Origin of the sequence: Pseudarthrobacter sp. NCCP-2145, from assembly GCF_023708005.1 — a bacterium.
Lineage (GTDB): Bacteria > Actinomycetota > Actinomycetes > Actinomycetales > Micrococcaceae > Arthrobacter > Arthrobacter oxydans.
In genome coordinates, this window is record NZ_BRCG01000013.1 from 106,523 (window position 1) to 132,937 (window position 26,415).

General features: G+C 65.4%; 24 protein-coding genes, 1 tRNA gene and 1 pseudogene. 9 read left to right on the plus strand and 17 right to left on the minus strand.

Annotated features, from left to right (window positions below; genetic code table 11):
• Position 1: 1 nt before the first annotated feature.
• The 3 genes from NFU08_RS12890 to NFU08_RS12900 all read right to left on the minus strand — a co-directional run bounded on the left by NFU08_RS12890 (position 2) and on the right by NFU08_RS12900 (position 2,560).
• Entirely contained in the window at positions 2-952 is a 951-nt protein-coding gene (locus NFU08_RS12890; protein ID WP_251423848.1) for a deoxyribose-phosphate aldolase, read from the minus strand.
• Positions 949-1,953 carry a 5-dehydro-2-deoxygluconokinase gene (iolC, locus tag NFU08_RS12895; RefSeq protein WP_251423851.1) on the minus strand — a complete coding sequence of 335 codons (1,005 nt, stop codon included), beginning with the start codon at positions 1,951-1,953 and terminating at the stop codon, positions 949-951. Before iolC ends, NFU08_RS12890 begins: the two co-directional genes overlap by 4 nt.
• 202 nt (positions 1,954-2,155) lie before the next feature.
• Positions 2,156-2,560, minus strand: coding sequence for a tautomerase family protein (locus tag NFU08_RS12900; protein WP_174176005.1), 405 nt, complete (start codon positions 2,558-2,560; stop codon positions 2,156-2,158).
• A 149-nt stretch (positions 2,561-2,709) separates the two neighbouring features.
• Here NFU08_RS12900 and NFU08_RS12905 point away from each other — a divergent pair, with 149 nt between their 5' ends.
• Together NFU08_RS12905 and NFU08_RS12910 are read left to right on the plus strand one after the other, a co-directional pair.
• Entirely contained in the window at positions 2,710-3,072 is a 363-nt protein-coding gene (locus tag NFU08_RS12905; RefSeq protein WP_174176007.1) for a helix-turn-helix transcriptional regulator, read from the plus strand.
• Positions 3,069-3,551, plus strand: coding sequence for an SRPBCC family protein (locus NFU08_RS12910; RefSeq protein WP_174176009.1), 483 nt, complete (start codon positions 3,069-3,071; stop codon positions 3,549-3,551). Before NFU08_RS12905 ends, NFU08_RS12910 begins: the two co-directional genes overlap by 4 nt.
• Before the next feature lie 150 nt (positions 3,552-3,701).
• Here the strand turns inward: NFU08_RS12910 and sucD are convergent, their stop codons facing one another.
• From sucD to NFU08_RS12940, 6 genes are all read right to left on the minus strand, one after another.
• The gene (sucD, locus tag NFU08_RS12915) at positions 3,702-4,604 is read right to left on the minus strand and encodes a succinate--CoA ligase subunit alpha (RefSeq protein WP_157239019.1); all 903 of its coding nucleotides are present in this window, start codon (positions 4,602-4,604) and stop codon (positions 3,702-3,704) included.
• An 11-nt stretch (positions 4,605-4,615) separates the two neighbouring features.
• Positions 4,616-5,785: an ADP-forming succinate--CoA ligase subunit beta gene (gene sucC, locus NFU08_RS12920; protein WP_174176011.1), complete on the minus strand. Its 1,170-nt coding sequence runs from the start codon at positions 5,783-5,785 to the stop codon at positions 4,616-4,618.
• Between the two features lie 242 nt (positions 5,786-6,027).
• On the minus strand, positions 6,028-6,714 hold the full coding sequence (locus NFU08_RS12925) for a hypothetical protein (RefSeq protein WP_397425778.1): 687 nt from the start codon (positions 6,712-6,714) through the stop codon (positions 6,028-6,030).
• A gap of 18 nt (positions 6,715-6,732) precedes the next feature.
• Positions 6,733-8,043 carry a glycosyltransferase gene (locus tag NFU08_RS12930; protein WP_251423854.1) on the minus strand — a complete coding sequence of 437 codons (1,311 nt, stop codon included), beginning with the start codon at positions 8,041-8,043 and terminating at the stop codon, positions 6,733-6,735.
• Positions 8,044-8,161: 118 nt separating this feature from the next.
• Positions 8,162-10,708, minus strand: coding sequence for a DNA helicase PcrA (gene pcrA, locus NFU08_RS12935; RefSeq protein ID WP_397425786.1), 2,547 nt, complete (start codon positions 10,706-10,708; stop codon positions 8,162-8,164).
• A 220-nt stretch (positions 10,709-10,928) separates the two neighbouring features.
• Positions 10,929-11,759, minus strand: coding sequence for an inositol monophosphatase family protein (locus NFU08_RS12940; protein WP_174176018.1), 831 nt, complete (start codon positions 11,757-11,759; stop codon positions 10,929-10,931).
• Between the two features lie 32 nt (positions 11,760-11,791).
• On the opposite strand from NFU08_RS12940, the gene NFU08_RS12945 reads away from it, so the two are divergent.
• Positions 11,792-12,421, plus strand: a complete 630-nt coding sequence (locus NFU08_RS12945; protein WP_251423860.1) for a hypothetical protein — start codon at positions 11,792-11,794, stop codon at positions 12,419-12,421.
• On the opposite strand, the gene NFU08_RS12950 is transcribed toward NFU08_RS12945, so the two are convergent.
• Complete coding sequence (locus tag NFU08_RS12950) at positions 12,414-13,169, minus strand: DUF998 domain-containing protein (RefSeq protein WP_174176022.1); 756 nt, start codon at positions 13,167-13,169, stop codon at positions 12,414-12,416. The two genes, NFU08_RS12945 and NFU08_RS12950, sit on opposite strands and share 8 nt — an antisense overlap.
• 82 nt (positions 13,170-13,251) lie before the next feature.
• On the opposite strand from NFU08_RS12950, the gene NFU08_RS12955 reads away from it, so the two are divergent.
• From NFU08_RS12955 to NFU08_RS12965, 3 genes are all read left to right on the plus strand, one after another.
• Positions 13,252-13,324: transfer RNA gene (locus tag NFU08_RS12955), tRNA-Arg, on the plus strand.
• 1 nt (position 13,325) lies between these two features.
• Positions 13,326-13,823, plus strand: coding sequence for a DUF6314 family protein (locus NFU08_RS12960; protein WP_251423863.1), 498 nt, complete (start codon positions 13,326-13,328; stop codon positions 13,821-13,823).
• The gene (locus NFU08_RS12965; RefSeq protein ID WP_174176026.1) at positions 13,820-14,239 is read left to right on the plus strand and encodes an NUDIX domain-containing protein; all 420 of its coding nucleotides are present in this window, start codon (positions 13,820-13,822) and stop codon (positions 14,237-14,239) included. Before NFU08_RS12960 ends, NFU08_RS12965 begins: the two co-directional genes overlap by 4 nt.
• On the opposite strand, the gene NFU08_RS12970 is transcribed toward NFU08_RS12965, so the two are convergent.
• Positions 14,236-16,149, minus strand: coding sequence for an ABC transporter ATP-binding protein (locus NFU08_RS12970; RefSeq protein WP_251423866.1), 1,914 nt, complete (start codon positions 16,147-16,149; stop codon positions 14,236-14,238). The two genes, NFU08_RS12965 and NFU08_RS12970, sit on opposite strands and share 4 nt — an antisense overlap.
• Positions 16,146-17,789, minus strand: a complete 1,644-nt coding sequence (locus NFU08_RS12975; protein ID WP_251423869.1) for an ABC-F family ATP-binding cassette domain-containing protein — start codon at positions 17,787-17,789, stop codon at positions 16,146-16,148. The genes NFU08_RS12970 and NFU08_RS12975 overlap by 4 nt, the downstream gene beginning before the upstream one ends.
• Positions 17,790-18,039: 250 nt before the next feature.
• Here NFU08_RS12975 and NFU08_RS12980 point away from each other — a divergent pair, with 250 nt between their 5' ends.
• Together NFU08_RS12980 and NFU08_RS12985 are read left to right on the plus strand one after the other, a co-directional pair.
• Positions 18,040-18,777: a hypothetical protein gene (locus NFU08_RS12980; RefSeq protein WP_251423872.1), complete on the plus strand. Its 738-nt coding sequence runs from the start codon at positions 18,040-18,042 to the stop codon at positions 18,775-18,777.
• Entirely contained in the window at positions 18,774-19,511 is a 738-nt protein-coding gene (locus tag NFU08_RS12985; RefSeq protein WP_251423875.1) for a hypothetical protein, read from the plus strand. Before NFU08_RS12980 ends, NFU08_RS12985 begins: the two co-directional genes overlap by 4 nt.
• A gap of 247 nt (positions 19,512-19,758) precedes the next feature.
• Here NFU08_RS12985 and NFU08_RS12990 read toward each other — a convergent pair whose 3' ends face one another.
• The 5 genes from NFU08_RS12990 to NFU08_RS13010 all read right to left on the minus strand — a co-directional run bounded on the left by NFU08_RS12990 (position 19,759) and on the right by NFU08_RS13010 (position 26,284).
• A complete protein-coding gene (locus tag NFU08_RS12990) occupies positions 19,759-22,803 on the minus strand; it encodes a glycoside hydrolase family 38 C-terminal domain-containing protein (RefSeq protein ID WP_251423878.1) in 3,045 nt (1,014 codons plus the stop codon).
• Positions 22,804-22,999: 196 nt separating this feature from the next.
• Positions 23,000-23,875, minus strand: a complete 876-nt coding sequence (gene fdhD / locus NFU08_RS12995) for a formate dehydrogenase accessory sulfurtransferase FdhD (RefSeq protein WP_174179607.1) — start codon at positions 23,873-23,875, stop codon at positions 23,000-23,002.
• Positions 23,876-23,956: 81 nt separating this feature from the next.
• A complete protein-coding gene (locus NFU08_RS13000) occupies positions 23,957-25,333 on the minus strand; it encodes a molybdopterin molybdotransferase MoeA (RefSeq protein ID WP_251423881.1) in 1,377 nt (458 codons plus the stop codon).
• Positions 25,330-25,623 carry a DUF6457 domain-containing protein gene (locus tag NFU08_RS13005; protein ID WP_251423884.1) on the minus strand — a complete coding sequence of 98 codons (294 nt, stop codon included), beginning with the start codon at positions 25,621-25,623 and terminating at the stop codon, positions 25,330-25,332. The genes NFU08_RS13000 and NFU08_RS13005 overlap by 4 nt, the downstream gene beginning before the upstream one ends.
• A 16-nt stretch (positions 25,624-25,639) precedes the next feature.
• Complete coding sequence (locus NFU08_RS13010; RefSeq protein ID WP_251423887.1) at positions 25,640-26,284, minus strand: molybdenum cofactor guanylyltransferase; 645 nt, start codon at positions 26,282-26,284, stop codon at positions 25,640-25,642.
• 46 nt (positions 26,285-26,330) lie between these two features.
• Between NFU08_RS13010 and NFU08_RS21020 the strand changes: the two are divergent.
• Positions 26,331-26,415 (plus strand): annotated as a pseudogene (locus tag NFU08_RS21020) (hypothetical protein); the annotation flags it as partial.

Consider the following 26,415-nt stretch of genomic DNA (forward strand, 5'->3'; position numbering starts at 1 on the left):
GCTACTCCGATACTTCTTCGGTTCGGTTTGGGGTGGTGTGGTTCAGCAGTGAGGCGGCCGTGGCCACGGCACCGGCAACATCGCCGTCGGCCGGGTACAGGAGCGTCCGGCCAACAGTGAGGCCCTGCACTCCCGGCAACGCAAGGGCTGCCTGCCAGCTGGCGAAAACCTCGTCCTGGCTGCTGTCCGGATCCCCGCCCAGCAGGACGGTGGGCATGGTGGTGGCCGCCATGACCCGCTCCATGTCCGCCACGACGGGAAGCTTCATCCAGGTGTAGGCGCTGGTGGATCCCAGGCCCTCGGCGATGGCGATGGACTTGATGACGGCGTCCGTGGACAGGTCATTCCGTACGCGGCCGTTGTCCCGGACCGAAAGGAAGGGCTCCACCATGGCAATGAGCTTGCGCTCGGCAAGGGAGTCGATGGCCTTGGCAGTAGCCTCCAAGGTTGCCACCGTGTCCGGGTCCCCCAGGCAGATGCGGGTCAGCATCTTTCCGCCGTCGGCACCCAGCGCTTCCAGGGCGGCTGCCGTGTGGCCGGTGAAGCGGTCATCGATTTCATTGACCAGGCCGGCGAGTCCGCCGCGGTTCATTGAGCCGAAAACCAGTTTTCCTTCCAGCGCACCCAGCAGGAGCAGGTCATCCATGATGTCCGGCGACGCAAGCACGCCATCCACGTCCGGATTTGCCAGGGCAATCTGGAGCCGGTCCAGCAATTGGCGGCGGTCTGCCATCGCCACAGGGTCACTGCCCACGGCCAGGGCGCCGCGGGCAGGGTGGTCGGCGGCGACGATGAAGTTCTGCCTGCCGTACTTCAGCCCAGGGTGGCGGCGCCGTGCCTTCGCTGCCCGGGCAACGGCGTCCGGGTCCTCGAGCCGGATGGTGCTCAGGTGGGCATAGCGGCGCGGGTCGTCGTCCAGCGCATTGTTCGAGGCCAGTGGTGTAAGGGTCACAGTGCTGCTCCTTCGGTGGCAAACTGGCCAGGCAACAGGCGGCCGCGTTCCGCGAGCAGCGAGGTGACCTCATCCGGCGTCGGCATGGCATCCGCGCAGGAAAGGCGGGAGGCGACGATCGCGCCGGCGGCATTGGCGTAGTCCAGAACCTGGGCCAGCGGCCAGCCGGACAGCAGTCCGTGGCAGAAGGCACCGCCGAAGGAATCGCCGGCTCCCAGGCCGTTGACGGTTTGCACCGGCACGGGGGCGGAGACTACGCGTTCCGTGCGGGTTTTCGCCATGACGCCTTCGGGCCCAAGCTTGACGACGGCGATCTCGACTCCGGCGGCCAGCAGGCGGTCCGCCTGCTCATCGGGGGTTCCCTCCCCTACCGCCACGGCGCATTCCTTGTCGTTGCCGATGGCGACGGTGACGTGCGGCAGGATCTTGGCCACCTCGGCCCGCGCTTCCCCTTCAGATGCCCAGAACGTGGGCCGGTAGTCGAGATCCAGGATGGTGAACTGGCCTTCCTTCAGCCCGGTCCGGGGACGTGCCTCGTGTGCCTTGATGTGGGCTGTTCGGCTGGGTTCCTGGCACAGCCCGGTAACAGTGGACCAGAAGATGCCCGCCTCGCGGATGGCCTCCAGGTCAAGTTCGTCGGCCCTGATCTGCAGGTCCGGGGCGGTAGGAAAGCGCCCATAGAAGTAGAGCGGGAACTCGTCCGTGGCCGGCTTGATCGCACAAAACGTCACCGCCGTTGGCCATTCCTTGACCGGGGTGACATACGTGTCGTCAACGCTGAACTTCTTCAGTTCCCGGTGGAGGTACGTGCCGAAAGCGTCGTCACCGGTGCGGGTAATCACGCCTGTCCGGCGGCCATGCCGGGCGGCTGCTACGGCAACGTTCGACGGTGACCCGCCGAGGTACTTGCCGAAGGACGTCACGTCCTCCAGGTCCACCCCGATGTCGTTCGGGTAGATATCAACGCTGATGCGCCCGATCGTGAGCAGTTCGTGGGTCACGGTATCGCGGACCTTTCTAATGTGGACTCTGTCCTCAACAGCTAGAGCTCCAGTGACTGGCTGGCCCCTCCATGAGCGGGGTCACATCCACTACTTTGCCCTAGAATTAATGTCCTGTCAAAGGTTTGTACTGACATGTTTACAACTTGCCATAAGGCCTGTTTTGCCGCGCATTGCGGCCTTTCATCGCCTGAACGACGCCCTACTTCCGGGGCACGGCCAGCTCGCCGGTGACGTACTGGGCGCGGCCAAAGCCGAATGACCAGTCGCCGGCCGTGTTCTCCACGTAGCCGATGAAAACATCCTCCCCGGCAATGCCCGCCTCAGCGAGCTTCCCGGCCACGGCAGCGAAGAGGCGCTGCTTTGCATCCTGGGACCGGCCGCCCTGGGTGAAGATCTGGATCATCACAACCCCCTTGGTCCGCTCAAAGCCAAGACCGGCATCCTGCGCAAAAATCTGCCCCTCCGGGTGCTCGGTGAGGATGTGGAAGTAGTCGCGCTCCGGAATGCCATACTCGGCAAGGATCGCGTCATGGATCCCGCGGCTCAGTTTCTGAAGGTCCCCCCGGTTGCGGCCCTGGTTTACATCGATACGAACGAGTGGCATTGTCTCTCCTTTAAGTTTGTACTGACATACTAACAAAGTTATTGGAACGGCGGCAAGACTTTCGGGCATCTTGTGCAACAGAAGCAGACGGAATATTCTTAGACAACCAGTTGGTTGATAAAATATGTGGTTGAATACGAAAGGTTCTGATGGGCTCCGAAAGCGCAGCCTTGGACTCGGCGTTTATGGCCCTGGCCGATCCCGTGCGGCGGAGCATCATCGCCCGGCTCAGCCGGGGACCGGCCACCGTGAATGAATTGGCGGAACCCTTCGAGATCTCCAAACAGGCTGTCTCGAAGCACATCCAGGTACTCGAGCAGGCGGAACTGGTCACCCGCACCAGGGAAGCACAGCGGCGGCCCGTGCACCTGAATCCCGCGCGGCTTGAGGCACTCACCGCATGGATCGACCAGTACAGGTTGGTCCGCGAGGGGCAGTTCCGCAGCCTCGATGCCGTGCTGATCTCGAACGCTGCACCCGGCAGCGGCCCAGATACAAAGGAGTCATCGTGAGCAATTCTTTGAAGCTCAGCGTTCCTGAGGGAGTCCCCTTCATCGACTACGAGCGTGAGTTCGATTTTCCTGTCGCTGATCTGTTCCGGGCCCACAAGGAGCCGGACCTTCTCGTCCAGTGGTTGGGTCCGCGTGGTTACAAGATGGACATCGACCACTACGACTTCCGGACCGGCGGCAGTTACAGCTACCTGCACACCGGGCCGGAAGGAGTGCCCTATGAGTTCAAAGGCATCTTCCACACGGTCCGCGAGAACGATTTCGCCATCCAGACTTTCGAGTTCGGCGGGTATCCGGACGTCGTCAGCCTGGAGTTCATGACGTTCGAGGACCTGGGCAATGGCCGGTGCCGCCTCCGCGGACATTCGGTCTATCCCACGCAGGAGGCCCGCGACGGCATGGCGCAGTCCGGAATGGAAGGCGGCATGAGCGAGGGCTATGAGCGGCTGGACGAACTCCTCAGCGGCGCCAAGGTCTGACAGGCAAAAAGTACGACGACGGGAGGTCACCTTTCGCTTGGAAAGGTGACCTCCCGTCGTCGTACGTTAAACAGCAACGCGGGGTCACTCTGCGCCCAATCCAGGGGATGGATCGGGCCGGGAGTGACCCCGCGTTGGTTCTTACTGGAACTAGAGCGCTGCGTAGACTTCGCGCAGCAGCTTGGCGGTCTCGGACGGCGTCTTGCCGACCTTCACGCCTGCGGCCTCCAGAGCTTCCTTCTTGGCCTGGGCGGTTCCGGCGGAACCGGAGACGATGGCGCCGGCGTGGCCCATGGTCTTGCCTTCGGGAGCGGTGAAGCCTGCCACGTAGCCGACAACCGGCTTGGTGACGTTGGCCTTGATGAAGTCGGCAGCGCGCTCTTCAGCGTCACCGCCGATTTCGCCGATCATGACGATCGCCTTGGTCTCGGGGTCGGCCTCGAACGCGGCGAGGGCGTCGATGTGGGTGGTGCCGATGATGGGGTCGCCGCCGATGCCGATGGCGGTGGAGAAGCCCAGGTCGCGCAGTTCGTACATCATCTGGTAGGTCAGGGTGCCCGACTTGGAGACCAGGCCGATGGGGCCCTTGCCGGTGATGTTGGCCGGGGTAATGCCAACCAGCGCCTCACCGGGGGTGATGATGCCGGGGCAGTTCGGTCCGATGATGCGGGTGACCTGGTTGCCGTCGGCGTCCACCTTGGACTGGGCCAGTGCCCAGAACTCGGCCGAGTCCTGGACCGGCACACCTTCGGTGATGACAACGACCAGGCCGATGCCGGCCTCGATGGCTTCAACAACGGCGCTCTTGGTGAATGCCGGCGGCACGAAGACGATGGAGACGTCCGCGCCGGTTTCCGCCATGGCTTCCTTGACGGTGCCGAAGACAGTAATTTCCTTGTCGCCGTGCAGGACCGTGGTGCCGGCCTTGCGGGCGTTGACGCCGCCAACGATGTTGGTGCCGGCCTTGAGCATCAGGGCGGTGTGCTTGGTGCCTTCGCCGCCGGTGATGCCCTGGACGATGACCTTGGAGTCCTTGTTCAGATAGATAGACATGGTGCGTCCCTTTACTTAGCTGCGTTGGCGAGCTCGGCGGCCTTGTCGGCGCCCTCGTCCATGGTTGCGGCCAGGGTAACCAGCGGGTGGTTGGCCTCGGCCAGGATGCGGCGGCCTTCCTCAACGTTGTTGCCGTCGAGGCGGACTACCAGCGGCTTGTTCGCGGAGTGGCCCAGCTCGGCCAGCGCACCAACGATGCCCTTGGCGACGGCGTCACACGCGGTGATGCCACCGAAGACGTTGACGAATACCGACTTGACCTGCTCGTCGCCCAGGATGACGTCCAGGCCTGCGGCCATGACCTCGGCGGAAGCTCCACCGCCGATGTCCAGGAAGTTTGCGGGCTTGACGTTGCCATGGTTTTCGCCTGCGTAGGCAACGACGTCGAGGGTGGACATGACCAGGCCGGCACCGTTGCCGATGATCCCTACTTCACCGTCCAGCTTGACGTAGTTCAGGTCCTGCGCCTTGGCCTTGGCCTCCAGCGGGTCAGCAGCGTCCTTGTCCTCAAGGAGGGCGTGCTTGGCGTGGCGGAAGTCGGCGTTCTCGTCCAGGGAGACCTTGCCGTCCAGGGCCACGATCTCACCGGCACCGGTCTTGACCAGCGGGTTGACCTCCACCAGGGTGGCGTCTTCCTTCTTGAAGACATCCCAGAGCTTCAGGATCACGGCGGCGACTTTGCCGCGCAGTTCCTCGGCGAAGCCGGCTGCTGCGACAATCTCGTCAGCCTTGGCCTGGTCGATGCCCACGGCGGGATCGATGGCGATCTTCGCCAGCGCCTCAGGGCGTTCGACGGCGAGCTGTTCGATTTCCATGCCGCCTTCAACCGAGCACATGGCCAGGTAGTTGCGGTTGGCCCGGTCCAGCAGGACGGAGAAGTAGTATTCCTCGGCGATGTCCGCACCCTGGGCAATCATCACCTTATTAACGGTGTGGCCCTTGATGTCCATGCCCAGGATGTTGGTGGAGTGCTCGAGTGCCTCATCGGCGGTCTTGGCAACCTTGACGCCGCCGGCCTTACCGCGGCCACCGGCCTTAACCTGGGCCTTAACGACAGTTACGCCGCCGATCTTCTCGGCAGCTGCCTTTGCTTCTTCTGGGGTGTACGCCACGATGCCGGCAAGCACGGGTACACCGTGCGCCTCGAACATATCGCGCGCCTGGTATTCAAACAGGTCCACGGTTTAGTGTCCTTCTACGTCGAAGTAGTTTCTGTACAGTCGGACACCATCGAAGACGATGACCGGGCTGCGGAATTGCACGCACCGGCGGCCTGTTGGAAACGAGCCACGCGGCGTGATGCTCCACTGGGAACTCTAGTCCTTTGGGAGGACCGGGCCGTCCCAGAGTACCCCTTATGTGAGTAAGGACACTATTCTATGGAGCGTAGAAAAACCGCGGATTTCCGCGGTTTTTGAGGGCTTCACGGTGCCGGCGGGGTACTTTCCGGAGGGCTGGAAATCAGCTCGTAACGGTTCTCCGAAACAAAGAACCCCACACCGGCCGAGACGTTTCCGCAGGCTACGCCGCCGTTGTAGGCGGAACAGCGAAGTCCGTTGCGTTCGAGGTTCTGTCCGTCAGCCAGAACAGCCAATTCCGCGATCGGGCCGGCCTTGCTGCCGCGGGGGCCGTATGTTGCTTCCATTTGTGTGACGCCGGACCGGCACTCTCCGTACGTTGCTTTGTCCGGCGTCAGCAGGGCCACCCCGCCCAGGTATCCGAGATTCGTTCCCGCGCAGTCATCCGCCACGTCGTCCGGGGCGGGTTTCGGGTATCCGGCCAGTTCGCAGTGGGCTACCGGCACAATGGCCAGTTTGTTGTTGTCGCTGTCGCTGAAGCTGTTCTGCTCATAGGGAAGGTTGATGTGCGGCCCGCGGGCTGCCGTCAGGGAACACGCCACTGTCCGGTCCTCGGTAATGAAGGAGAGGACATCGTCACCGCGGGAAAATTCCTGCCGGTCAACGAGCGGCGCCTGTTCCAGCTGTTCAATCGGCGGCAGTGGAGGCGGTGCCACGTATCCAGGGTCCTCCACCGTCACGGTGCAGCCTGTTGCAGCCAGGAGGAAAAGGGCGGCGAGCATCCCCCGTACAGTCCGTCGCATGCGGTCCATTATGCTTCATGGCGGCGCTCAGTCTGGTGCCAGGCCGGCTGCCTTTTCGACGACGGCGGCGGCAACAGCGGCGGGATCCCCTGCGGCGAAGTGGTCACGCATCTGTTGTGCCCGCGTCCGCCAGGCAGCATTCGAGAGGATCTCCTGCACAGCTTGGGCAATTCGCCATGGCTTGGGCCGTTCCGTTTTAAGGCTGATGCCCACGCCGGCGAATTCCACCCTGGCGTTGACGTCACTCTTGCCCTCGTTGATCCCTGACACCACCATTGGCACTCCTTTGGACAGGCTGAGCTGCACCCCGCCGAAGCCGCCGTTGGTGATGAACACGTCCGTAAAATCCAGCACCCTGGCGAAATCCACGAAGTCGCGGATCACGATGTTGGGCTGCGGGTAGCGGGCGCTGAGGGCCTCCGTCCCGCGGCCACCGGTGGCCACAATCACCAGCGCATCCATGTCCTTGACCGCCTCGAGCGCCGGGACTATCAGCTTGTCCTGGTCCACGTTGTCCACGGTTCCCTGGGTCACCAGCATCGTGCGTGGGTATTGCGGCCAGCGTTCCGCTTCTTTGGTGTCACGTTCAGCCACGGCCCCGGCCGGTCCCGGGGGCCTGTACGGCAGGAGTGCCCCCACATAGTGCACCGCGGGGTTCCGGTGCCGCCGCGGGAAGTCCAGGGCTTCCGGGCCGGTCTGGATGACGGCCGCTGAGGACCGGTAGGGCTCGTCCGTCAGACGTCCGTGCCTGGGGGCGGCCTGCCCGTAGGCCGCAAGCTGGCGGCGGTAGCTCAGGCCGGCGGGCCGCAGGATGACGTTGTCGGACAGGAAGCCCGCCGCCGCCTGGATGGATCGCTCTACCGGGTTGCGGGCAGGCTTGAAGCCGAAGAACAGCGGCGGTACCAGCGGGTCGCTCTCCATGTTGGGAATAGCCACGAAGTTCACCAGCGGCTTGCCCATCAGGCTCGCCACGAGGCGGTGGATAAACATGGAACTGTCCACCACGGCCACGTCGAAGGAAAAGTCCTGTTCCAGTTCCCGGATGTCCTCGAAGAAGTTGCTGACGTTGCTGGCAAAGATCTTTTCCCCATCGAACCCGATAGCCCGCGGTCCTTTGAGCTCGGCGCGTTCAGGGTACAGCTCGAAGAGGTTATCCACGCGGTGCTCAATGGCCCGCTGGAAAGGAAGGAGCGGGATGTCCAGGTCCCGGAGCTTGTCACGGAAGACGGGACCGGTGTACCAGGCGACGTTGTGCCCGCGTTCTTTGAGGCGGACCGCCACCCCCGTCATGGGGTTGAAGTGCCCATCGATGGCCTGGCTGGCGAACAGGATTTTCATGGCCGTGCTCCGACTGGTCCTGCGCTGCAGCAGGACGGTTCCTGAACCTTAGTCCCGGGCGCCCGGTGCCGGCAAGGAGTCGTACCTGCCGGCCCCCGCCGTCGCTGTCCGTGAACTGCTAGGCGTCGAGCTTGGTCAGCGGCGCGTAGCGCAGCAGCAAACGCTTCTCACCGACGTCGAACTTCACCTTGGCCACGGTCTTGTCCCCTGCCCCCTCAAGCGCGAGGACGGTACCGTTGCCGAAGCTCGTGTGGTTGACCTTGTCCCCCACGGTGACCGCCACGATTTCTTTCTGCGGCTGCACACGGTTCTTCGCAATGGCCGCGGGCACGTCGGCGTTGAATCCGGCTGACGAGTCAGCAGCCGCGCCCCGGGCCGTTCCGGCGCCCCAGAAGGATCCGCTGTAGCGGTTCGAACCGATTGACCCGCCGCCCCACCCGCCTGACTGCCTGTTGGTTCCTTCGCGCTTCCATTCCAGGAGCTCGGCGGGAATTTCCTCCAGGAACTGGCTGGCGGGGTTGTACTGGCTCTGGCCCCACATGCTCCGGACCTCGGAACGGGTGACGTACAGGCGTTTCCGGGCGCGCGTCAGGCCAACGTAGGCAAGCCGGCGTTCTTCCGCCAGTTCCTTGGGGTCAGTGGCTGACCGCTGGTGCGGAAACAGTCCGTGCTCCATCCCGGTCAGGAAGACCACCGGGAACTCGAGTCCCTTGGCGGTGTGCAGTGTCATCAGCGTGACCACGCCAAGCCGTTTGGCCTCCGCCACGGCTGCGGCTGTGTCTTCCGCGTCCCCGCCGGGGGCGTCAGGAATCTGGTCGGCGTCGGCCACCAGCGAGACCTGCTCCAGGAACGCGCCCAGCGACCCTTCGGGGTTCTCCTGCTCGTACTCCCGCACCACGGCCACGAGCTCCGCCAGGTTCTCCACCCGGGACTCGTCCTGGGGGTCGGTACTGGAGCGAAGCGCGGCCAGGTAGCCGGTCTGTTCCAGGACGGCTTCAAGGGCTGCTGCGGCACCGGAACCCGCAGCCACTTCCGCGAGGTCATCCAGCAACTTCACAAACCCAAGGACGGCATTGACGGATCGGGTTGCCATCGCCGGGGCCTGCTCGGCCCGACGGGCGGCTGCCATGAACGAGATGCGCTCACGCTGGGCCAGTGCCGCCACCGCACCTTCGGCGCGGTCGCCGATCCCCCGTTTTGGTTCGTTGAGCACCCGCCGCAGGTTGACGTCGTCGTCCGGATTCACCAGGACGCGGAGGTAGGCCAGGGCGTCCTTGATTTCCTTGCGCTCGTAAAACCGCGTGCCACCCACCACCTTGTACGGCAGGCCCACCCGGACCAGCACGTCCTCGATGGAGCGTGACTGTGCATTGGTGCGGTAGAAGATGGCGACGTCCCCCGGACGGAGGTTGTCTTCATCCTGGAGCCGGTCGATCTCCTTGGCAATGAACTGGGCTTCGTCGTGCTCGTTCTCGCCCACGTAGCCGATAATTTTGTGGCCGTTGCCCTCGGCGGTCCACAGCCGCTTCTCGGGACGGTTGGGGTTCCGTGAGATGACCGAGTTGGCTGCGCTGAGGATGTTCTGCGTGGAGCGGTAGTTCTGCTCCAGCTTGATGGTCCGTGCCTCGCGGTAATCCTTTTCGAACTCCACGATGTTGCGGATGTCGGCGCCCCGGAAAGCGTAGATGGACTGGTCCGAATCGCCCACGACCGTCAGCTCGGAGGCGCCGGGCCCTTCGCCCACGATCTCCCGGACCAGGGCGTACTGGGCATGGTTGGTGTCCTGGTACTCATCCACCAGGACATGCCTGAACCGCCGGCGGTAGGAGTCCGCAAGGGCAGGGAAGGCCCGGAACATGAACACGGTTTCGGCTATCAGGTCATCGAAATCCATGGCGTTGGCCTGGCGCAGCCGCTGCGTATAGCCCTTGTAGACCTCCGCCACGGCCTGTTCGAAAGGATCGTTGTAGTTCGCGGCAGAGGAGTACGAGTCAGCATCGATGAGTTCGTTCTTCAAGGCTGAGATCTTGTGCTGGATGGCCTTGGGCGCAAACTTCTTCGGGTCCAGGTCCAGGGCCTTGGACACCTGGGTGACCAACCGGAGGGAGTCGGCTGAGTCGTAGATGGAGAAGTTCGATTTCAGCCCCACATTCGCGGCTTCCTGGCGCAGGATCCGCACGCAGGATGAGTGGAAGGTGGAGATCCACATGATTTTGGCCCGCCCACCCACCAGCGCTTCAATGCGTTCCCGCATTTCCGCAGCGGCCTTGTTGGTGAAGGTGATGGCGAGGATCTCGCCGTGATGGGCCCGCCCGGTGGCGATCAGGTAGGCGATCCTGTTGCTGAGCACACGGGTTTTGCCCGAACCCGCGCCGGCTACGATCAGCAGCGCGGAACCGGCGTGCTTAACGGCCTCCTCCTGCTGCGGGTTGAGCCCTTCCAGGAGCTGGCCTGCGTCCGGCCGGCGGTGGCCGTGGGCCGCCGCGTGCTGACCATCCGCATGCGGTCCCTGTGTGCCGCCGGACAGCCCGGCGCCCTGCCGGTTCTCCCACGGCGCAGCACCACCGGGACCGGCCGCCGTGGCGCCTTCAGCGCGCGACCTGGTGCGGGCGGCTGCCGGGGAGGCAGCCTTGAACGGTCCGTCAGAGTACGGGTCAAACAACATATCCATGGTGCCTACAAGTCTAGGCGGTGGGACCGACACGGACTTCCAGGCTGTGGATGACGGGCCGCCGCTCCTTGCCCTTTTGGGCTGTTCTGCTGCTTTATCCACATAGCGCTGATGGGCGCAAGCAATGAGGTCCTTCGGTTGAAAGGCTTGGTGGATGGAAGCGACGACGGCGGCAGTCAGCCATGCACTGGGCCCCCGCGGCCCGGGGCGTGGGCTATGCCACGGACCCGGATTCGAGGGCCGCACGCAACTCGCGCACCGCCGTCGTCCCTCCCGCCATGAACCATTCGAGTCCGTTGACCCGCACTGTGTCCACGGCGCCGCCGGCAGCCCGGACGATTGCCTTGCCGGGCAGCCAGTCCCATTCCGGGCAGCTGTGCTGGAACCAGCACCCCAGTTGGCCGTCCGCCACCCGGCCAAGGTCGCACGAACCGGAGCCGAGCATCCGCAGGGCGGCAGCCGACGTGGCCGCCGCGTGCCAGGGCATGGCGCACAGCGGATCCATCAGCCAGCTGGGGTGGATGTAGGTTGCCGCCCCCAGCTGGGCCGCTGGGGTTGCGTTGCGCTCTCCCCTGTTGTCGTGGAAAACCGTCAGCCGTTCACCGTTCAGGCTGGCCGGATGCGTGCGGCCACCGAGCCAGAGCTTGTCCTCCTCCGGCTGGAAGATGGCACCAAGCAGCACGTCGGACTGGTCCTTCAAAGCGATGGCCGAGCACCAGTAGGTGGAACCGTGCAGGAAGTTGTACGTGCCGTCCACCGGATCGATGACCCAGGTCCGGCCGCTGCTGCCCTGTACAGATGCGCCTTCCTCTCCCAGGATGCCGTCCTGTGGCCGGCAGCGCTGCAGCTGCTCCAGAACATAGGCCTCTGCAGCGTGGTCAGCGGCGGTCACGACGTCTGAAATAGAGGTCTTCTGCTGCGACTGCAGGCCCGCCATCCGCATGAGCAGCGCCAGCTGCCCGGCTTCCCGGACCAAGGCTGCTGCCAGCTGGTAGTCGTCCAACGAGGGGTCAAGTTCAACAGCGCTGTGCCGGCCAGTGGTCATGGCTTCAGTTTAAGGGGCGCGATAATGAAGCCATGGCCAAAACACCTACCCAGCGGATCAAGAAGCACGGCTCCAAGGCGGCGGTACCGCAGCACCATCTGCCGCCGGTGGTGAATCCAACCACGGCGCGAACGCCGGAGAAAGCCCAGAACAACAGCAACCTCATCCTGATCGCCGGTGTGGTGGCCAGCCTGTTCCTCTTCTGGTACCTGCATCTGCTGACCCTGGAGCAGCTCCGTGACCTCTCCACGGACCTGGCCATGCCGGACTCGCTCATCGGCGGCTTCGATGCGGCCTACATCAGCCAGCTCCAGGCCGTCATGGACGATGACGCGCGCGGCCAGCTTAATTACGTTCATAAAACAGCGGGGACCCTGTTCCCGCTGATCTTCGGATTCACGTGGCTGCTGCTGATCGGCACCAACGTGGCCCGGAAAGCCCTGCGCTGGGCGCTCTGGTCCTTGCCGCTTCTGTTCGTTGTGGTCCGGCTTTGGGGCAACGCCGCCATCGACGGAGTGCTCGCAGCCGGCACTGCCGACGCCGGCCAGGTGGCCCTTGCCTCCGGGCTCACCGTGGCCGGTTGGGTCCTTTTGGTCCTCAGCCTGCTGGCGGGTGCTGCCGCCGTTGTCCTCGGCGCCCGCAAGCCCAAAGCGGCTATCTGAAGGCTGCCCGGGCCCGCATCTCCTTGCGGTGGCGGTGGACCTGGCGCGCAATGACCAGTCCTGCAGTGGCCATGCCCAGGGTGACCGGATAACCCATGAGCCGTTCCAGCGTGCCTGGCTCCGGAACGTCCATTCCCGTCAGGCCGCCCGTCCCCAGGGCGGCAAGGGACACGGCACCGCACACCAGGATGAACCAGGCGAAGTTTGTTTTCCGCAGCCAGAGGATGCCCAGGACCAGCAGGGCTGCAGCCCCGGCGAGGAAGTACATCACAGCGCCCACGATGTGCCAGCCGGAGCCTGCGTCCTCGGGCACCAGTCCCACGATCACAGTTCCGGCCCCCGCGGTCCCGGTCAAGATCCGGACCCAGACAGCCGCCAGCCAGGGCCTGCGCCGCGGCTGCACCCGCAGATCCGCCCGGGCAGCGACGCAAAGCAGCCCGGAGCTCAGCAAAAGGGCACCCAGCAGCATGCCGAGCCCCTGGACCACGAATGAGGCGTTCATCAGCCAGTTCAATGGGGAACACACCTCGCGGCCGTCAAAGATGCCGCAGTCCAGGGCGCCAAGGTCGCTGATGTACCCCGTCCGCAGGTCATAGGGCCTGGGGCCCGCCCAGGCACCGATCACTGCCGCTTCCGCGGCAAAATACTGCAGAACGCTCAGCACCGACCAGGCCCCGATGTACTGGCGGGTGGACGCGGTGTCCGGAATTAACGTGGCAGGCATGGCGGCGGACGGCGCTGAACTCATGCCTTGAGCGTAGTACGGCCCAGCACCTTGTATGCTTGTATCCGTGTCCGGCGGGACTGGCCTGCCGATCCGCCGGACGCAAGCCCTCGTAGCTCAGTGGATAGAGCACGGCTCTCCTAAAGCCGGTGTCGTTGGTTCGATTCCAATCGAGGGCACTTGAACTTTCCTCCCCCGGAGTTCGCGCTCCGCGCCTACCTCCTCGGCCCCACCTCACCAGGCCCCGACGCGGACGCTGCCGGCGCCGGGCAGTGGACCGTCCAGCGGGACCTGCTGGACCGCGCGGATGGCACCCGCGGAACCTTCTCCGGCGTCGTGCATTTTATTCCCACGGACGACGGCGGCCTGGCCTTCCGTGAGGAAGGCAGCATGCGCTGGCCCTCCTTCACGGGCCCCGCCTCCCGCGAGTACCTGCTGCGGCCTGCCGGGTCCCCGGATGCCCTGGACGTGTTCTTCCCTGACGGCCGCCCGTTCCACCGGATGAGCTTTACTCCGGAGTCCAACCTTGACCGTCACTGGTGCGATCCCGATACCTACCGCGTTGCCTACGTCTATGGGGGCTTGGACAGATTCAGCTACACGTGGGACGTCCAGGGCCCCCGCAAGGACCTGCTGCTGACGTCACACCTGGTGCGCCGGCAGGGGCCCGCAGCATGAAGGACCGCATTGTGGTCTCGGCCGTCTGCGTCTTCGACAAGGCAGGCAGGCTCCTGACCGTGCGGAAACGCGGCACGGCCATGTTCATGCATCCCGGCGGCAAGCCCGAGGCCGGGGAGACAGCAGTCCAGGCGGCCGTACGTGAACTCGCGGAAGAAGTGGGCATCGTCCTCGACCCCCGGGAACTCCAGCTGATGGGGGTGTGGATCGCCGATGCCGCGAACGAGGCCGCCACGGACATTGAGGCAACAGTTTTTATGGCCCCCGGAGTGTGGGAGGCCCACCCTTCCGCGGAAATCGCCGAGATCAGGTGGCTGACCCTGGGCTCGCAGCCCACCCGCGACCTTGCCCCGCTGCTGACGGACCATATCCTGCCGGAGCTGGCAAGGTCCGGCAGCGCGGACAGGCAGGCCTAGAGCTCGGGAACTGCTTCCTGGGCAACAGCGGTGGCCTCGTTGAACTGCGTGCGGTACAGCTCGGCGTACCGCCCCTCGGCAGCGAGGAGTTCGGTGTGGGTCCCGCGTTCCACAATCCGGCCGTCCTCCACCACCAGGATGGCGTCCGCGGCGCGGACGGTGGAGAGGCGGTGCGCAATCACGACGGCGGTGCGCCCCTCGAGTGCAGCCCCCAGGGCAGCCTGCACGGCAGCTTCGTTGGTGGAGTCGAGCGCCGCCGTTGCCTCATCGAGGATGACCACCCGGGGCTGGGCGATCAGCAACCGGGCAATGGTGAGCCGCTGGCGTTCACCGCCGGAAAGCCGGTAGCCGCGCTCCCCCACCACGGTGTCCAGCCCGTCCGGGAGTGACCGGATCATGGACTCCAGCCGGGCCTGCCGGATGACCTCCCACATGTCGGCCTCGGTGGCGTCCGGGCGGGCAAGCCGCAGGTTCGAGGCGATGGTTTCGTGGAAGAGGTGGCCGTCCTGGGTCACCATGCCCAGTGTGTCCCGGAGCGAGTCGAAGGTGATGTCCCGCAGGTCCACCCCGGTTCCGGGAGTAGTGCCGCCCAGCCGCACTGCGCCGGAGTCCACGTCGTAGAGCCGGGACAGCAGCTGGGCAATGGTCGACTTGCCGGCGCCCGATGAGCCCACCAGCGCCACTGTTTGTCCCGGTTCCACGCGGAAGCTGATGCCGTGCAGCACTTCTTCCCCGCCGCGGGTGTCCAGCGTGGACACCTCCTCCAGGGAAGCAAGCGAGACTTTGTCTGCCGAGGGGTAGGCGAACCGGACGTCGTCGAACTCCACGGCCACCGGGCCGGCAGGAACGGTTACGGCGTCCGGCTTCTGCTGGATAAGCGGTTTGAGATCAAGGATTTCAAAAACGCGTTCGAAGCTGACCAGGGCACTCATGATCTCCACCCGCGCGTTGGAGAGCGCCGTAAGCGGGGCGTACAGCCTGGTGAGCAGCAGCGCCAGGACCACCACGTCGCCCGCCGCCAGCTGGCCGGTGATCGCCAGCCAGCCGCCCATTCCATAGACCAGGGCGAGCGCGAGCGCAGAAACGAGGGTCAGGGCCGTGACGAAAGTGAACTGCAGCATCGCGGTCCGTACTCCGATGTCACGGACACGTCCGGCGCGGACGGCGAATTCCCGGGATTCCTCGTCGGGGCGCCCAAAAAGCTTGACCAGGGTGGCTCCGGGGGCGGAGAAGCGTTCGGTCATCTGCGTGCCCATGGCGGCATTGTGCTCCGCCGCTTCGCGCCGCAGGTCCGCGAGTTTGGAGCCCATGCGCCGGGCAGGGATGAGGAAGACCGGCAGCAGGATCATCGCCAGGACCGTCACCTGCCAGGAGGTTCCCAGCATCACGATAAGGGTCAGGACCAGGGCCACCACGTTGCTCACCACACCGGACAGGGTGCCGGCGAACGCGGACTGGGCACCGATCACGTCGTTGTTCAGCCTGCTGACCAGCGCCCCGGTCCTGGTGCGGGTGAAGAAGGCGATGGGCATCTTCTGCACGTGGTCAAAGACCCTGGTGCGCAGGTCCACGATCACGCCTTCGCCGATCGTGGACGAAAGCCAGCGGCTTACCAGGCCCAGGCCTGCCTCAGCTACGGCCACGACGGCGATCAGTACGGCCAGCCTGACCACTTCCCCGGCGGCGGCCTTCGCCACGATGGCGTCCACCACCTGTCCGGCGAGGACAGGAGTGGCCACGGCGAGGAACGCCATCACCACGGACAGTGCCACGAAGGCGATCAGCTTTCCGCGGTGCGGCCGGGCAAAGCCCAGGACACGCTTCAGGGTGGCCTTCGAGAATGGCTGGGACCCGCTCTTCGACCGGGTGATCTTGTACAGGGAGCTCCAGGCCACCCCTTCCATGCTCATTGCTGCTGCTCCTCTACCATTCCGTTGTCCACATTCCAACGTACATCCAGCCGTACGTTTTCCAGCAGCCTGCGGTCGTGGGTGACCAGCAGCAGCGCGCCCTCGTAGCTTTCCAGGGCTTCTTCGAGCTGTTCAATGGCCGGCAGGTCCAAGTGGTTGGTGGGCTCGTCTAGGACAAGGAGGTTCACGCCCCTGGCCTGCAGGAGGGCCAGGGCCGCCCTCGTCCGCTCGCCAGGCGACAGGGATTCCACAGTCCGGGACGTATGGTCGGCTTTGAGTCCGAACTTCGCCAGGAGCGTGCGGACCTCGGCCGGGTTCAGGTCCAGGAGGACTGCCTCCACGGCGTCGGCGAGGGTCAGGTTGCCCGCGAGCAGTCCGCGGGCCTGGTCGATCTCGCCAATGGCCACGGAAGCACCCATCGCAGCACTGCCTGAGTCAGGCTCGACGCCGCCCAGCAGCAGGCGCAGCAGGGTGGACTTACCGGCACCATTGGGGCCTGTGATTCCGATGCGTTCGCCGGCGTTGAGCTGCAGGTTGACGGGCCCAAGGGTGAAGCCGCCCTGCCGGACCACGGCGTCGCGGAGCGTTGCCACCACCGAGCTGGAGCGCGGCGCTTTTCCGATCGAGAACTGCAGCTGCCACTCCTTCCGCGGCTCCTCCACCACGTCCAGCCGTGAAATCCGGGATTCCATCTGCCGCACCTTTTGGGCCTGTTTCTCTGAGGATTCCGTGCTGGCTGCGCGGCGGATCTTGTCATTGTCCGGACTCTTCTTCATCGCGTTCCGGACGCCCTGGGAACTCCATTCCCGCTGGGTCCGCGCCCGGGACACCAGGTCGGCCTTGGTGGCCGCAAATTCCTCGTATTTCTCCCGGGCGTGCCGCCTGGCAACGGCTCGTTCCTCCAGGAAGGCGTCGTAGCCGCCGTCGTACACGGCCACGGCGTTCTGCGCCAGGTCAAGTTCCACCACAGTGGTGACGCAGCGGGCAAGGAACTCGCGGTCATGGCTGACCAGCACAACGCCGCCGCGCAGGCCGGTGACAAAGTCCTCCAGCTTGGCGAGGCCTTCGAGGTCAAGATCGTTGGTGGGCTCGTCGAGCAGCACCACGTCGAACCGGCTCAGCAGCAGCGCCGCCAGCGCCACCCGCGCTGCCTGCCCGCCGGAAAGGCCGGTCATGGCCGCTTCCGGACCGGTCTCCAGCCCAAGGTCTGCCAGGACAGCGGGAAGCCGGTCATCAAGGTCGGCAGCACCGGAGGCCATCCACCTGTCGAAGGCCAGCGCATAGGCGTCGTCCGCGCCGGGAGCGCCGCTGCCAAGGGCCTCAGCGGTGGATTCCATCTCGGCGGTGGCCTGGGCACAGCCGGTGCGGCGGGCAATGTAGCCTGCCACTGTTTCACCCGGCACGCGTTCGTGTTCCTGGGGAAGCCAGCCAACGAAGGCGTCGGAGGGGGCCAGGCTGACAGAACCTTCCTGCGGCTGGTCCACACCGGCGAGGAGCCGCAGCAGCGTGGATTTCCCGGCTCCGTTGGCACCCACCACGCCCACCACGTCCCCGGGGGCCACTGTCAGGGAGAGCCCGGAGAACAGCTGCCGGTGGTCGTGGCCGCCGGAAACGTCCTTTGCTACGAGGGTTGCAGTCATGGTTCTATCCTTTCGCCACTGCGTCCGCAGCGGGTTTCCTGCCCGAACACTGGCTGGCAGGGCCCTGACATTTACCCGGGAGGAAGGAGCGCGGGCCGCAGGACATGAAAGAACCCGCTGGTCCGGACTTGGGGGGTGTACGGACCAACGGGCTCGACCATCAAGCATAGTCGAAACGGCAGCACGGGTAAAACCGCCAGGATGCGGCGCGCTAAAATCGACACACCATCCGTTCTGCAGAGAGCCGTCCATGACCCTCCCCGCCAAGGCGTTCCAGCGCTGGCTGCAAAGCATTGCGCCCGACGCCAGCACGGCTGACGTCTGCAGGATCTCAGGGATCAAGCGGACCACCCTGGCCCAGCAGCTGGTCCGTGGAAAAGTCTCGGTCAGCACTGTGGTCAGCATCAGCCGCGCCTACAACGTAAATCCGCTTTCGGCCCTGGCCTCCTTTGAGGCCTACCAGGACCTGGCCGGTCCCCAGGTTCCGCCCACCCGTTGCGAACTTGTCAGCCAGGTTTCCACCCCCGACCTCCTGCGCGCTGTCCTTGCCCGCCCGGCGATGGAGCAGGCCGGCGCCTCCGGGACTGCCTCCCCGCCTCTTTCCGCTGCCCCGCACGCCACCTCGGTAAAAAACTGGGTTGACGCAATCGACGACGGCGAAGTGCGGCACCGTGTTTCCGCGGCCACCGGGGTGGCGCCGCAGAACTATTCAGCGCAGCTGACCGCCAACCGGCTGTCGCCGGAGCTGGCGCTTGCCACCGCGCTGGCTGCCGGCGTTGGACCGGCCGGCGGCCTGGTGGCCACCGGCCTGATCACCGAAGAGGAAGCGGGCTGGCCGCCGGGTGCGCGGCAGGCCGCCCTGGACAGCCTGTCCGACGGCGACCTCACCGCCCTGGCGGGCGACAGGCTGCAGGCATTGGGGAAGGTGCTGCGCCGCCAGGAGCAGGACCAGGCACAAACGGAAAAGATCTGGGAGAACCTGGGATGATCGAAATCCTTCAGTGGTCCACGCTTGCCACCTGCGGACTCATCGCTGCAGCCCGGGTGCCCAGCGCCGTCCGGGGAGAGAACAGGTCGCTGTTCTACATCTTCGGACTGATGACCGTCGCCATCCTCCTGAGCATCGAGAAGCCCTATGTGGCCATCGACCAGGCCCTGGGCGGCATCAACCTGGCCAACCTCCTGCTGCGCTTCATCATCTTCGCAGCCATCTACTTTGTCGGAATCCGGGTCACCCGCGGATTCGGTGCAGACAGCGCGTACCGGCGCATCACGGGAAAAGCCGGCATGGTGGTGCTGCTGGTCATTTCCCTCGCCCTGGTGGTCCTGTTCTTCATGATGGACACGGTCGGCTCTTCGGCAGGGCTTGCAGGCCCGTCAGTGCGGAACCAGCACAACGCTGTCTTGGCCCAGTACTACGGTGCCGCCGGACGTGCCTACCCGGGTTACGTAGCACTTGTTCTGCTGCCCGCCATGGTCCGCGCCGTCCGGAGCCGTTTGCCGCTGCTGGTGAGGGTGGCCGCAGGACTGCTTGCCTTGGGCGGGATTGCCATCGGCATCAGTCTCTTATTTCCCTTTGTGCCTCCAGGGTGGGGTGCCATCAAGTTCATCGTCAACTACACGGCCGTGCTGTGCTACGTCCTTGGCCTGGCGCTGATCTGGGCGGCACGGGTGCACAACAACAGGGTCTCCCCTGCCAAAAGGACATATACCGAAAAGTAACCATGCTGGCTTTCACAAATTCATTAGAATGTGAAACAATCATGAATGTGTGAAGGTGGAGCGCAGGTCGTTTTCGAACGGGGATAAATTCCAAAACGTTGGCCGCTCCGGGGGCCTTCACACCTATTGGGGGGATGAGTGGTGGCGGCCGTTGGGGACCGCCCCCACTCAGCCTAGTTAAAGCCCGTTTTGGCCCGTCCTGCAGGTGCGGGCAGCACGGAGCGCCCAGACCCGCACAGCGGTTGAGCTACGTGGTGGTTGCCCCGCGGGCGAACCGCAGGGTCACCAGCTGGAATGGCCGCAGGCCCAGTTCCGCTCCGTCAGCGCAGGTTCTCACACCTGCGGCCTCGAGGGGACGCTCCAATAAATCGACCGACGTGACGCCCTCTGCGGCGAAGTTCGCGGTCAGCTTTCCTGCCGACCGCTGGCCCAAGGACTCGTAGAGGCGGACAACCACGTCCCCGGACCCATCCTCGGCCAGCTTGACGGCTTCAATCACCAGGGCAGGGTTGGTCACGGAGAACAGCGGTTCCACCGGGGAACCGCCGCGGACCACCCGGGGATCAAGGTTCGTTCGGTAGCCTTCCTCAACGGCGTCGGCAATATCCGCGCCCGGACGGATGGTGACGGTCAGCTCATGCAGCCCGCGGTCCGCCTCCGGGTCGGGGAACTTGGGAGCGCGCAACAGGGACAGGCGCACCGTCGTGGTGGTGCCGCCGTCGTCGTCCCTGATGGTCCGCGCCACGTCGTGGCCGTAGGTGGAGGCGTTGGAAATCGCCAGACCATACCCCGGCTCCGCCACATGGATCCACCGGTGCGCACAAATCTCGAACTTTGCCGTTTCCCACGACGTATTCGTGTGGGTGGGCCGGAACACGTGGCCAAACTGTGTCTCTGCAGCAGACCTGTCTGCCCGGACGTCCAGCGCGAAGCCCAGCTTCAGCAGCTTCTCGCGTTCCTGCCAGTCCACCGAGGTGGTGATGGAAAGGGACGGGCTGCCCGGTGCAAGTGCGATCCGTTGGGTGATGGTGGACGCGCCAGCCAGCCGCTCCACCAGCACGACGGCGGCTGCCCCTTCGTGAACCAGCCGGACGGAAGAGGCCCGGGTCAGTGGCGTAACGTTGCGCCGGTAGAACTCGTCGATGTCCCAGGCGTCCCATTCGTTGGGAGTGTCGCGGTGCAGTTCAAGGAGGTTGCCCCTCTGGCCGGGGGCGATCGCTTCCCGGCCGCTGGCGTAATCCACCAGCGAGGCGAGAAGTCCGTCCGCGTCCAGGACGGCGCGGATGACGCCGTTGTCCAGGGCAAAGCCCCCATTCTCGGGGTTGGCCTGGACCACACCCCCGGCTGCAGCCGGCTCGCCTGCGGCAAGTGCAGGCACGCCGTCCCGGGCATGTGGAGCAGCGTTCAGCAGGAATGTCCGCTCGCCGCTGCCCAGCACGGCGGCGGCAGCCCCGCCGATGATGGCCTCGAGGGCATCGCGGACAGCCTGGTAGTTGCGCTCGGCGTCGTGGTGGACCCAGGCGATGGAGCTGCCGGGAAGGATGTCGTGGAACTGCTGCAGGAGGACCAGCCGCCACAAGCGCTTGAGTTCCGCAGCCGGGTAGGCGAACCTTCCGCCGGTCCGCACGGAAGCCGTTGCGCACCACAGTTCTGCCTCCCTCAGCAGGTGCTCACTGCGGCGGTTGCCCTTCTTGGTCCTGGCCTGGCTGGTGTAGGTTCCGCGGTGCAGCTCGAGGTACATCTCGCCCACCCAGACGGGCAGGACCGGGTAGTCAGCCTCGGCCTGCTCGAAGAAGCTTTCCGCAGAGCCGATCCGGACCTTTGGGGAACCTTCCAGGTCCGCGGCGCGTGCGGCAGCCGCCAGCATTTCCCGCGTGGGTCCGCCGCCGCCGTCGCCATAGCCAAACGGCACCAGCGACACGGTGCCGTGGCCGTGGTCGCGGTAGTTCCGCTCCGCGTGGGCAAGTTCGCGTCCGCTCAGCTCCGAGTTGTAGGTGTCCACAGGCGGGAAGTGGGTGAAGAGCCGGGTGCCGTCGATGCCCTCCCAGTTGAAGGTATGGTGCGGCATCCTGTTGACCTGGTTCCAGGAGATCTTCTGGGTCAGGAACCAGCGGCTGCCCGCGGACTTGACGATCTGCGGCAGCGCAGCGGAGTATCCAAAGGAATCCGGCAGCCAGGCCTCATGGCAGTCCACACCGAATTCCGCGAGGAAGAAGCCCTTGCCCTCCACGAACTGCCGGGCCATTGCCTCACCACCGGGCATGTTGGTGTCCGATTCGACCCACATCCCGCCGACCGGAACGAACTGGCCGGCGCTGATCTTCTCGCGGATGCGGCCGAAGAGTTCGGGATAGAACTCCTTGATCCACGCGAACTGCTGGGCCGAGGAGCAGGAAAACACAAAGTCCGGGTTCTCGTCCATCAGCGCAACAACGTTGGAAAACGTCCGGGCGCATTTCCGGACAGTCTCCCGGACCGGCCAGAGCCAGGCGGAATCTATGTGGGCATGGCCGGTGGCTACCAGTTGGTGCGCAGAGGCATATGCCGGCCGGGCAAGTACGTCCGCGAGCACTTCGCGTCCTGCGGCAGCGGTCCCGGTTACATCGTCCGGATCCATGATGTCCATCATGCGCTCGAGGGCCCTGAGGATCTCGTGCCGCCTGGGCAGTTCCAGGGGCAGTACCGCCATGAGGCCTGAAAGAGTCGAAATATCCTGCTGCAGTTCCCAGACGTTCTGGTTCAGTTCGGCGATGGCAATGCTTCCGAGCCTGTACTGCGGTGCCGTACCGGCCGTTGACTTGTCCCCATAGGGCGTGGGGGAGAACGTCCAGCCCTGGGCCACGTCCGGATTCGCCGCAGCTTCAACGTAGAAGTCCACTGCCATGCCGCCACCCAGGAGCTTCAACGGGATGTACTGGTTCCGGGGTGAGACGGCCTTGATGATGGTACCGTCCGGGCGCCAGGCGATGCCCTCGCACTGGAAGCCGGGAATTTCAACGGTGAACCCAAGGTCCACGAGCACTTCAACGGTGGTGTCCGGTTCCGTGCCCCACGATTCGGGGACCTCACCCTGGAGACGGAGCCACTTGGTGCCCCAGGGTTTCCCCCACAGCGCGCCCTGTTCCTGCGGCTGGAACTCCTGCCGCATAGCTTCCAGCGCAGGGACCGGTTCATCCGGGACGTCCCAGCTGCTCAGCGTGAGGGGAAGGGTCCGGCTGTAGACCGCAGGGGTGATGCGCTCCCGCACGAACCTGTGCAGGCGCACTTCCGTGATCCGGCGGTCGTCATGCAATGTGTGCCCTCTTTAGCGTTTGGGACTGGATCCTGGTGTCCATTCGATGGATAAATCTACCCGGTGGCAAGTCTTTTACCAACCCTTTCGAAACCGTTTCCCGGGACTGTTGCCGGGGCAACAGACAGGCTGGATGGGTGGGCGGTGAAACGGCAGGGCGGCTGGGTTGGCAGGCCGGCTGGGCCGGACTACGAGACTACGACGGCGCAGCCGCCACCGGCCGCCGTATCCTCCCGTCGCCTGCGTAGATGTTGAGGCTGGTTCCCCTGCTGAAGCCGGCAAGTGTCAGGCCGCTGGCCTCGGCCAGTTCCACTGCAAGGCTGGATGGCGCACTGACGGCAGCAAGGACGGGTATTCCGGCCAGCGCAGCCTTCTGGACAAGCTCGAACGAGGCCCGTCCCGAGACCTGGAGGACCGTGCCGCTGAGAGGCAGCAGGCCCTCACGCAGGGCCCATCCCACCACTTTGTCCACGGCGTTGTGCCGCCCCACGTCCTCCCGAAGGCACAGAAGGTTCGCGCCGCCGTCGTCCTCAATCCGGAACAGCCCGGCAGCATGGACGCCGCCGGTGTCGTCGAAGAGGCGCTGGGACTTCCGAAGGATGTCCGGGAGCGAGGCGAGCACTTCGGCGGAAACGCTCAGCGGATCTGCGGCGGGACTGTAGTGCGAGGACTTGCTGACGGATTCGATGGAATCGGTGCCGCAAATGCCGCACGAACTGGAGGTGTACACGTGCCGGCCCATGGACGGAGCCTCTACATCCGGCCGTAACTGGGCCTCGACCACGTTGAAGGTCTGCACGCCGTTTTCGTCTTCCCCTGCGCAGAAGCGCAGCGAGACAAGTTGCCCGGAATCCCAGATGACGCCCTCGGACACCAGGAACCCGGCCACCAGGTCGAAGTCGTGGCCGGGGGTCCGCATGGTGACGGAGAAGGACATGCTGCCCAGCCGTATCTCCAGCGGCTCCTCCACCGCAAGGACGTCCTCCCGGTACCGGACCGGGAACTCAAGGGCATTCGGCGAGCCATCCAGCACATACTTGTGCACCTTGCGGCGCTGGGTTACGCGTCCCATGTCCCACCGTTCCTGTTCATGATTCCATCATCGCAACCGCCCCGTGGTGATGCCAGCGCAGCCGGCCGTTCCCGGGCTTGGTCAGCCAAGGAGTTCACTCCAGTCCACCGGGCCGGTGGCCGCCGGCTTGGCAGCTGTCCTGCCTGTCCTTCCGGCGCTGCGCGTCTTTGACTTGGCATTGGGGTCAGGGGGCGCCGGGATGGGCGGCCCCCAGGGCAGGGCGAAGGCTGGCACCAGCTCACCGAGCTTCACCCCGTGGGGAGGAACAACCATGACGCCGTCGGCGGAGGCCAGCCCCCGCATCATGCCCGGCCCGGTGTGCTGGGCCGGCGAAGCCATCCCGTACAGCAGCCGAAACGGCATGAGGCGGGTGCGTCCCGGCTCGGGCTCGAGGGTGGTTCCGCACGGCACCTCCTGTACCGTCGGCATGCTGCCGTGCCCCAGCGCCGACAGCAGCGGGGCCCCTACCGTGGACAGCGCAATCATGGCGGCGAGGGGGTTGCCCGGCAGGCCCAGCACGAAGCGCCCGTCCGGAAGTTCAGCCAGGACGGCCGGATGCCCCGGACGCATGGCTACGCCGTCGATGATCAGCCGCCCGCCCAGCTCAGCTACGGCCCGGCGAAGGTGGTCGGTGCCGGATTTTCCGGTCCCGCCTGTTGTGATGACGACGTCGGCAGGCAGGTCCGCTGCACCCGGCACCTCCGGGACCACGTCCTCCAGCGCACCCAGCCACTCCGCATAGGAATCGCCGATTCTCTGCTGCCCACCGGGGATCCCGCCCAGCATGCCCACCACTGCCGGCAGCTGCGGGCCGAAGGTATCCCGCACCTTGCCGGGGACGGGCACGCCGCGGCCAACCACCTCGGAGCCGGTCAGCAGAAGCCGGACCAGGGGCTTTCCCTGGACCACAAGTTCGTCATATCCCGCCAGGGCGGCCAATGCCAGGTGGGCGGGGTTGAGCACCACCCCGGCCTTGACCAAAACGTCGCCCTCGGAAGCCTCCTCCCCCGCCTTCCGTACGTGCTGGCCGTTGCGGGGCTCGCCGGGGCGGGCCGTCCCGCCCGTCACCAGGATGGGCAGTCCGTCCTCGTCCCTGTCCAGCCGGGCGCTTTCGCTGCGCAGAACAGACTTGCCACCCGCGGGGATAAGTCCTCCCGTGGCGATGGGACTGGCCTGGTGCGGGGCGAGGGGCGTTCCGGGCTCAACCAGGATCCACGGTCCGGTGCCGTTGACCGCCCAGCCGTCCATCGCCGACGACGCATAGTGGGGCATGTCCTGCAGCGCAACGATGTCCTGGTCCAGTTTTCGTCCGAGGGCAAGCTCCAGCGCAACCGGCCCGGCGGGAATAGGCTGGGCAGCGTCAAAGGCGGCCCGCCGGGCTTCGTCCCACGTGTGGTCGAGGTGTCGTGGATGGTCGGCTTCGGGTTTGCTCGGTTCCTCCTTGGCGTCGCTGGTCATTCGCCGGGAGTCCCGGCGGCTTCAGCATCGTAGTCGGTGGCCAGGGTACGGGCCACGGCCAGCGCGGATTCCATGGAAGCGGCGTTCGTTGCCTCCCCGGTTCCCGATGCCAGCCCTGCGGCATAACCCGCAATAAAGGTGGTCAGCGGGGCAGCCGGACGGACCACCGAGTGGGCGGCCACACCGGCCAAGGCAAGGATGGCGTTGACGTCCACCTGGACATCCTCAAGCTCATAGGCCTGGAGCAGGGACCTGCACCACTCCTCCAGCGTTTCATCCTGACTTTTCACGAACGTGCCTCCCAAGTTAACTGCGGCTGCGCCGGCCCTGGCCCTTGTCCTGGTTTCCGGCGGCAATCCCTAGTGCGGCGGCATCATCCCACGTGTCCACGTCTGCCGTGGAACCTGCGGGGACGGTGACAGGCTGCACCTCCAGCGTAGCAAGGAGGGAGCGCACGGAGCCGTTGATTAAGGCACCGCGCGACGACAGTTCCGCCGCTGACTTTATTAACCCGGCCGTGCGGTAAATGCCGGCCAGCGGCTGGAGGACACCGTCACCCGAACGGGCCATGACGCCGTCATTTTCCCCCGGGGTCAGCGCGTCCTTCAGTGCCGCCACGGCGTCCTGGACCAGCGGCATATCGCACGCCAGCACCAGGGTGTACTCCGATGTGCTGGTGCCGTGCCGGGCAAGGGCGTCCAGTCCGGCCGCGATGGCTGCAGCCGGACCCGCGAATTCCGGCTCTTCACGGCACCAGATCACCCCGGGAGCGGAAGATTCCGGCCGGGGACCCACTATCACGGTGCTGGAGGCACCTGCGGCAGCAGCAAGCGCACGCTGCAGGAGAGTGGCGTGGTGGAAGACAAGGTCCTGTTTAGGCTCTCCGCCCAGCCGGGACGACCGGCCGCCGGCCAGGATGAGGGCATCGAAGGGCAACGGGTTCTCTTCCACTCCCCCAGCCTAATACGAAGGTGATGGCTGTCAGGCTGCGGTAGCGGGGGTTATGGTGACGTTGAAGCCGAGGTTGTTGAGCTTTTTGATGGCGTTGTTTTTGGCTTTGATCGGGTCCAGACGGGTGAAGT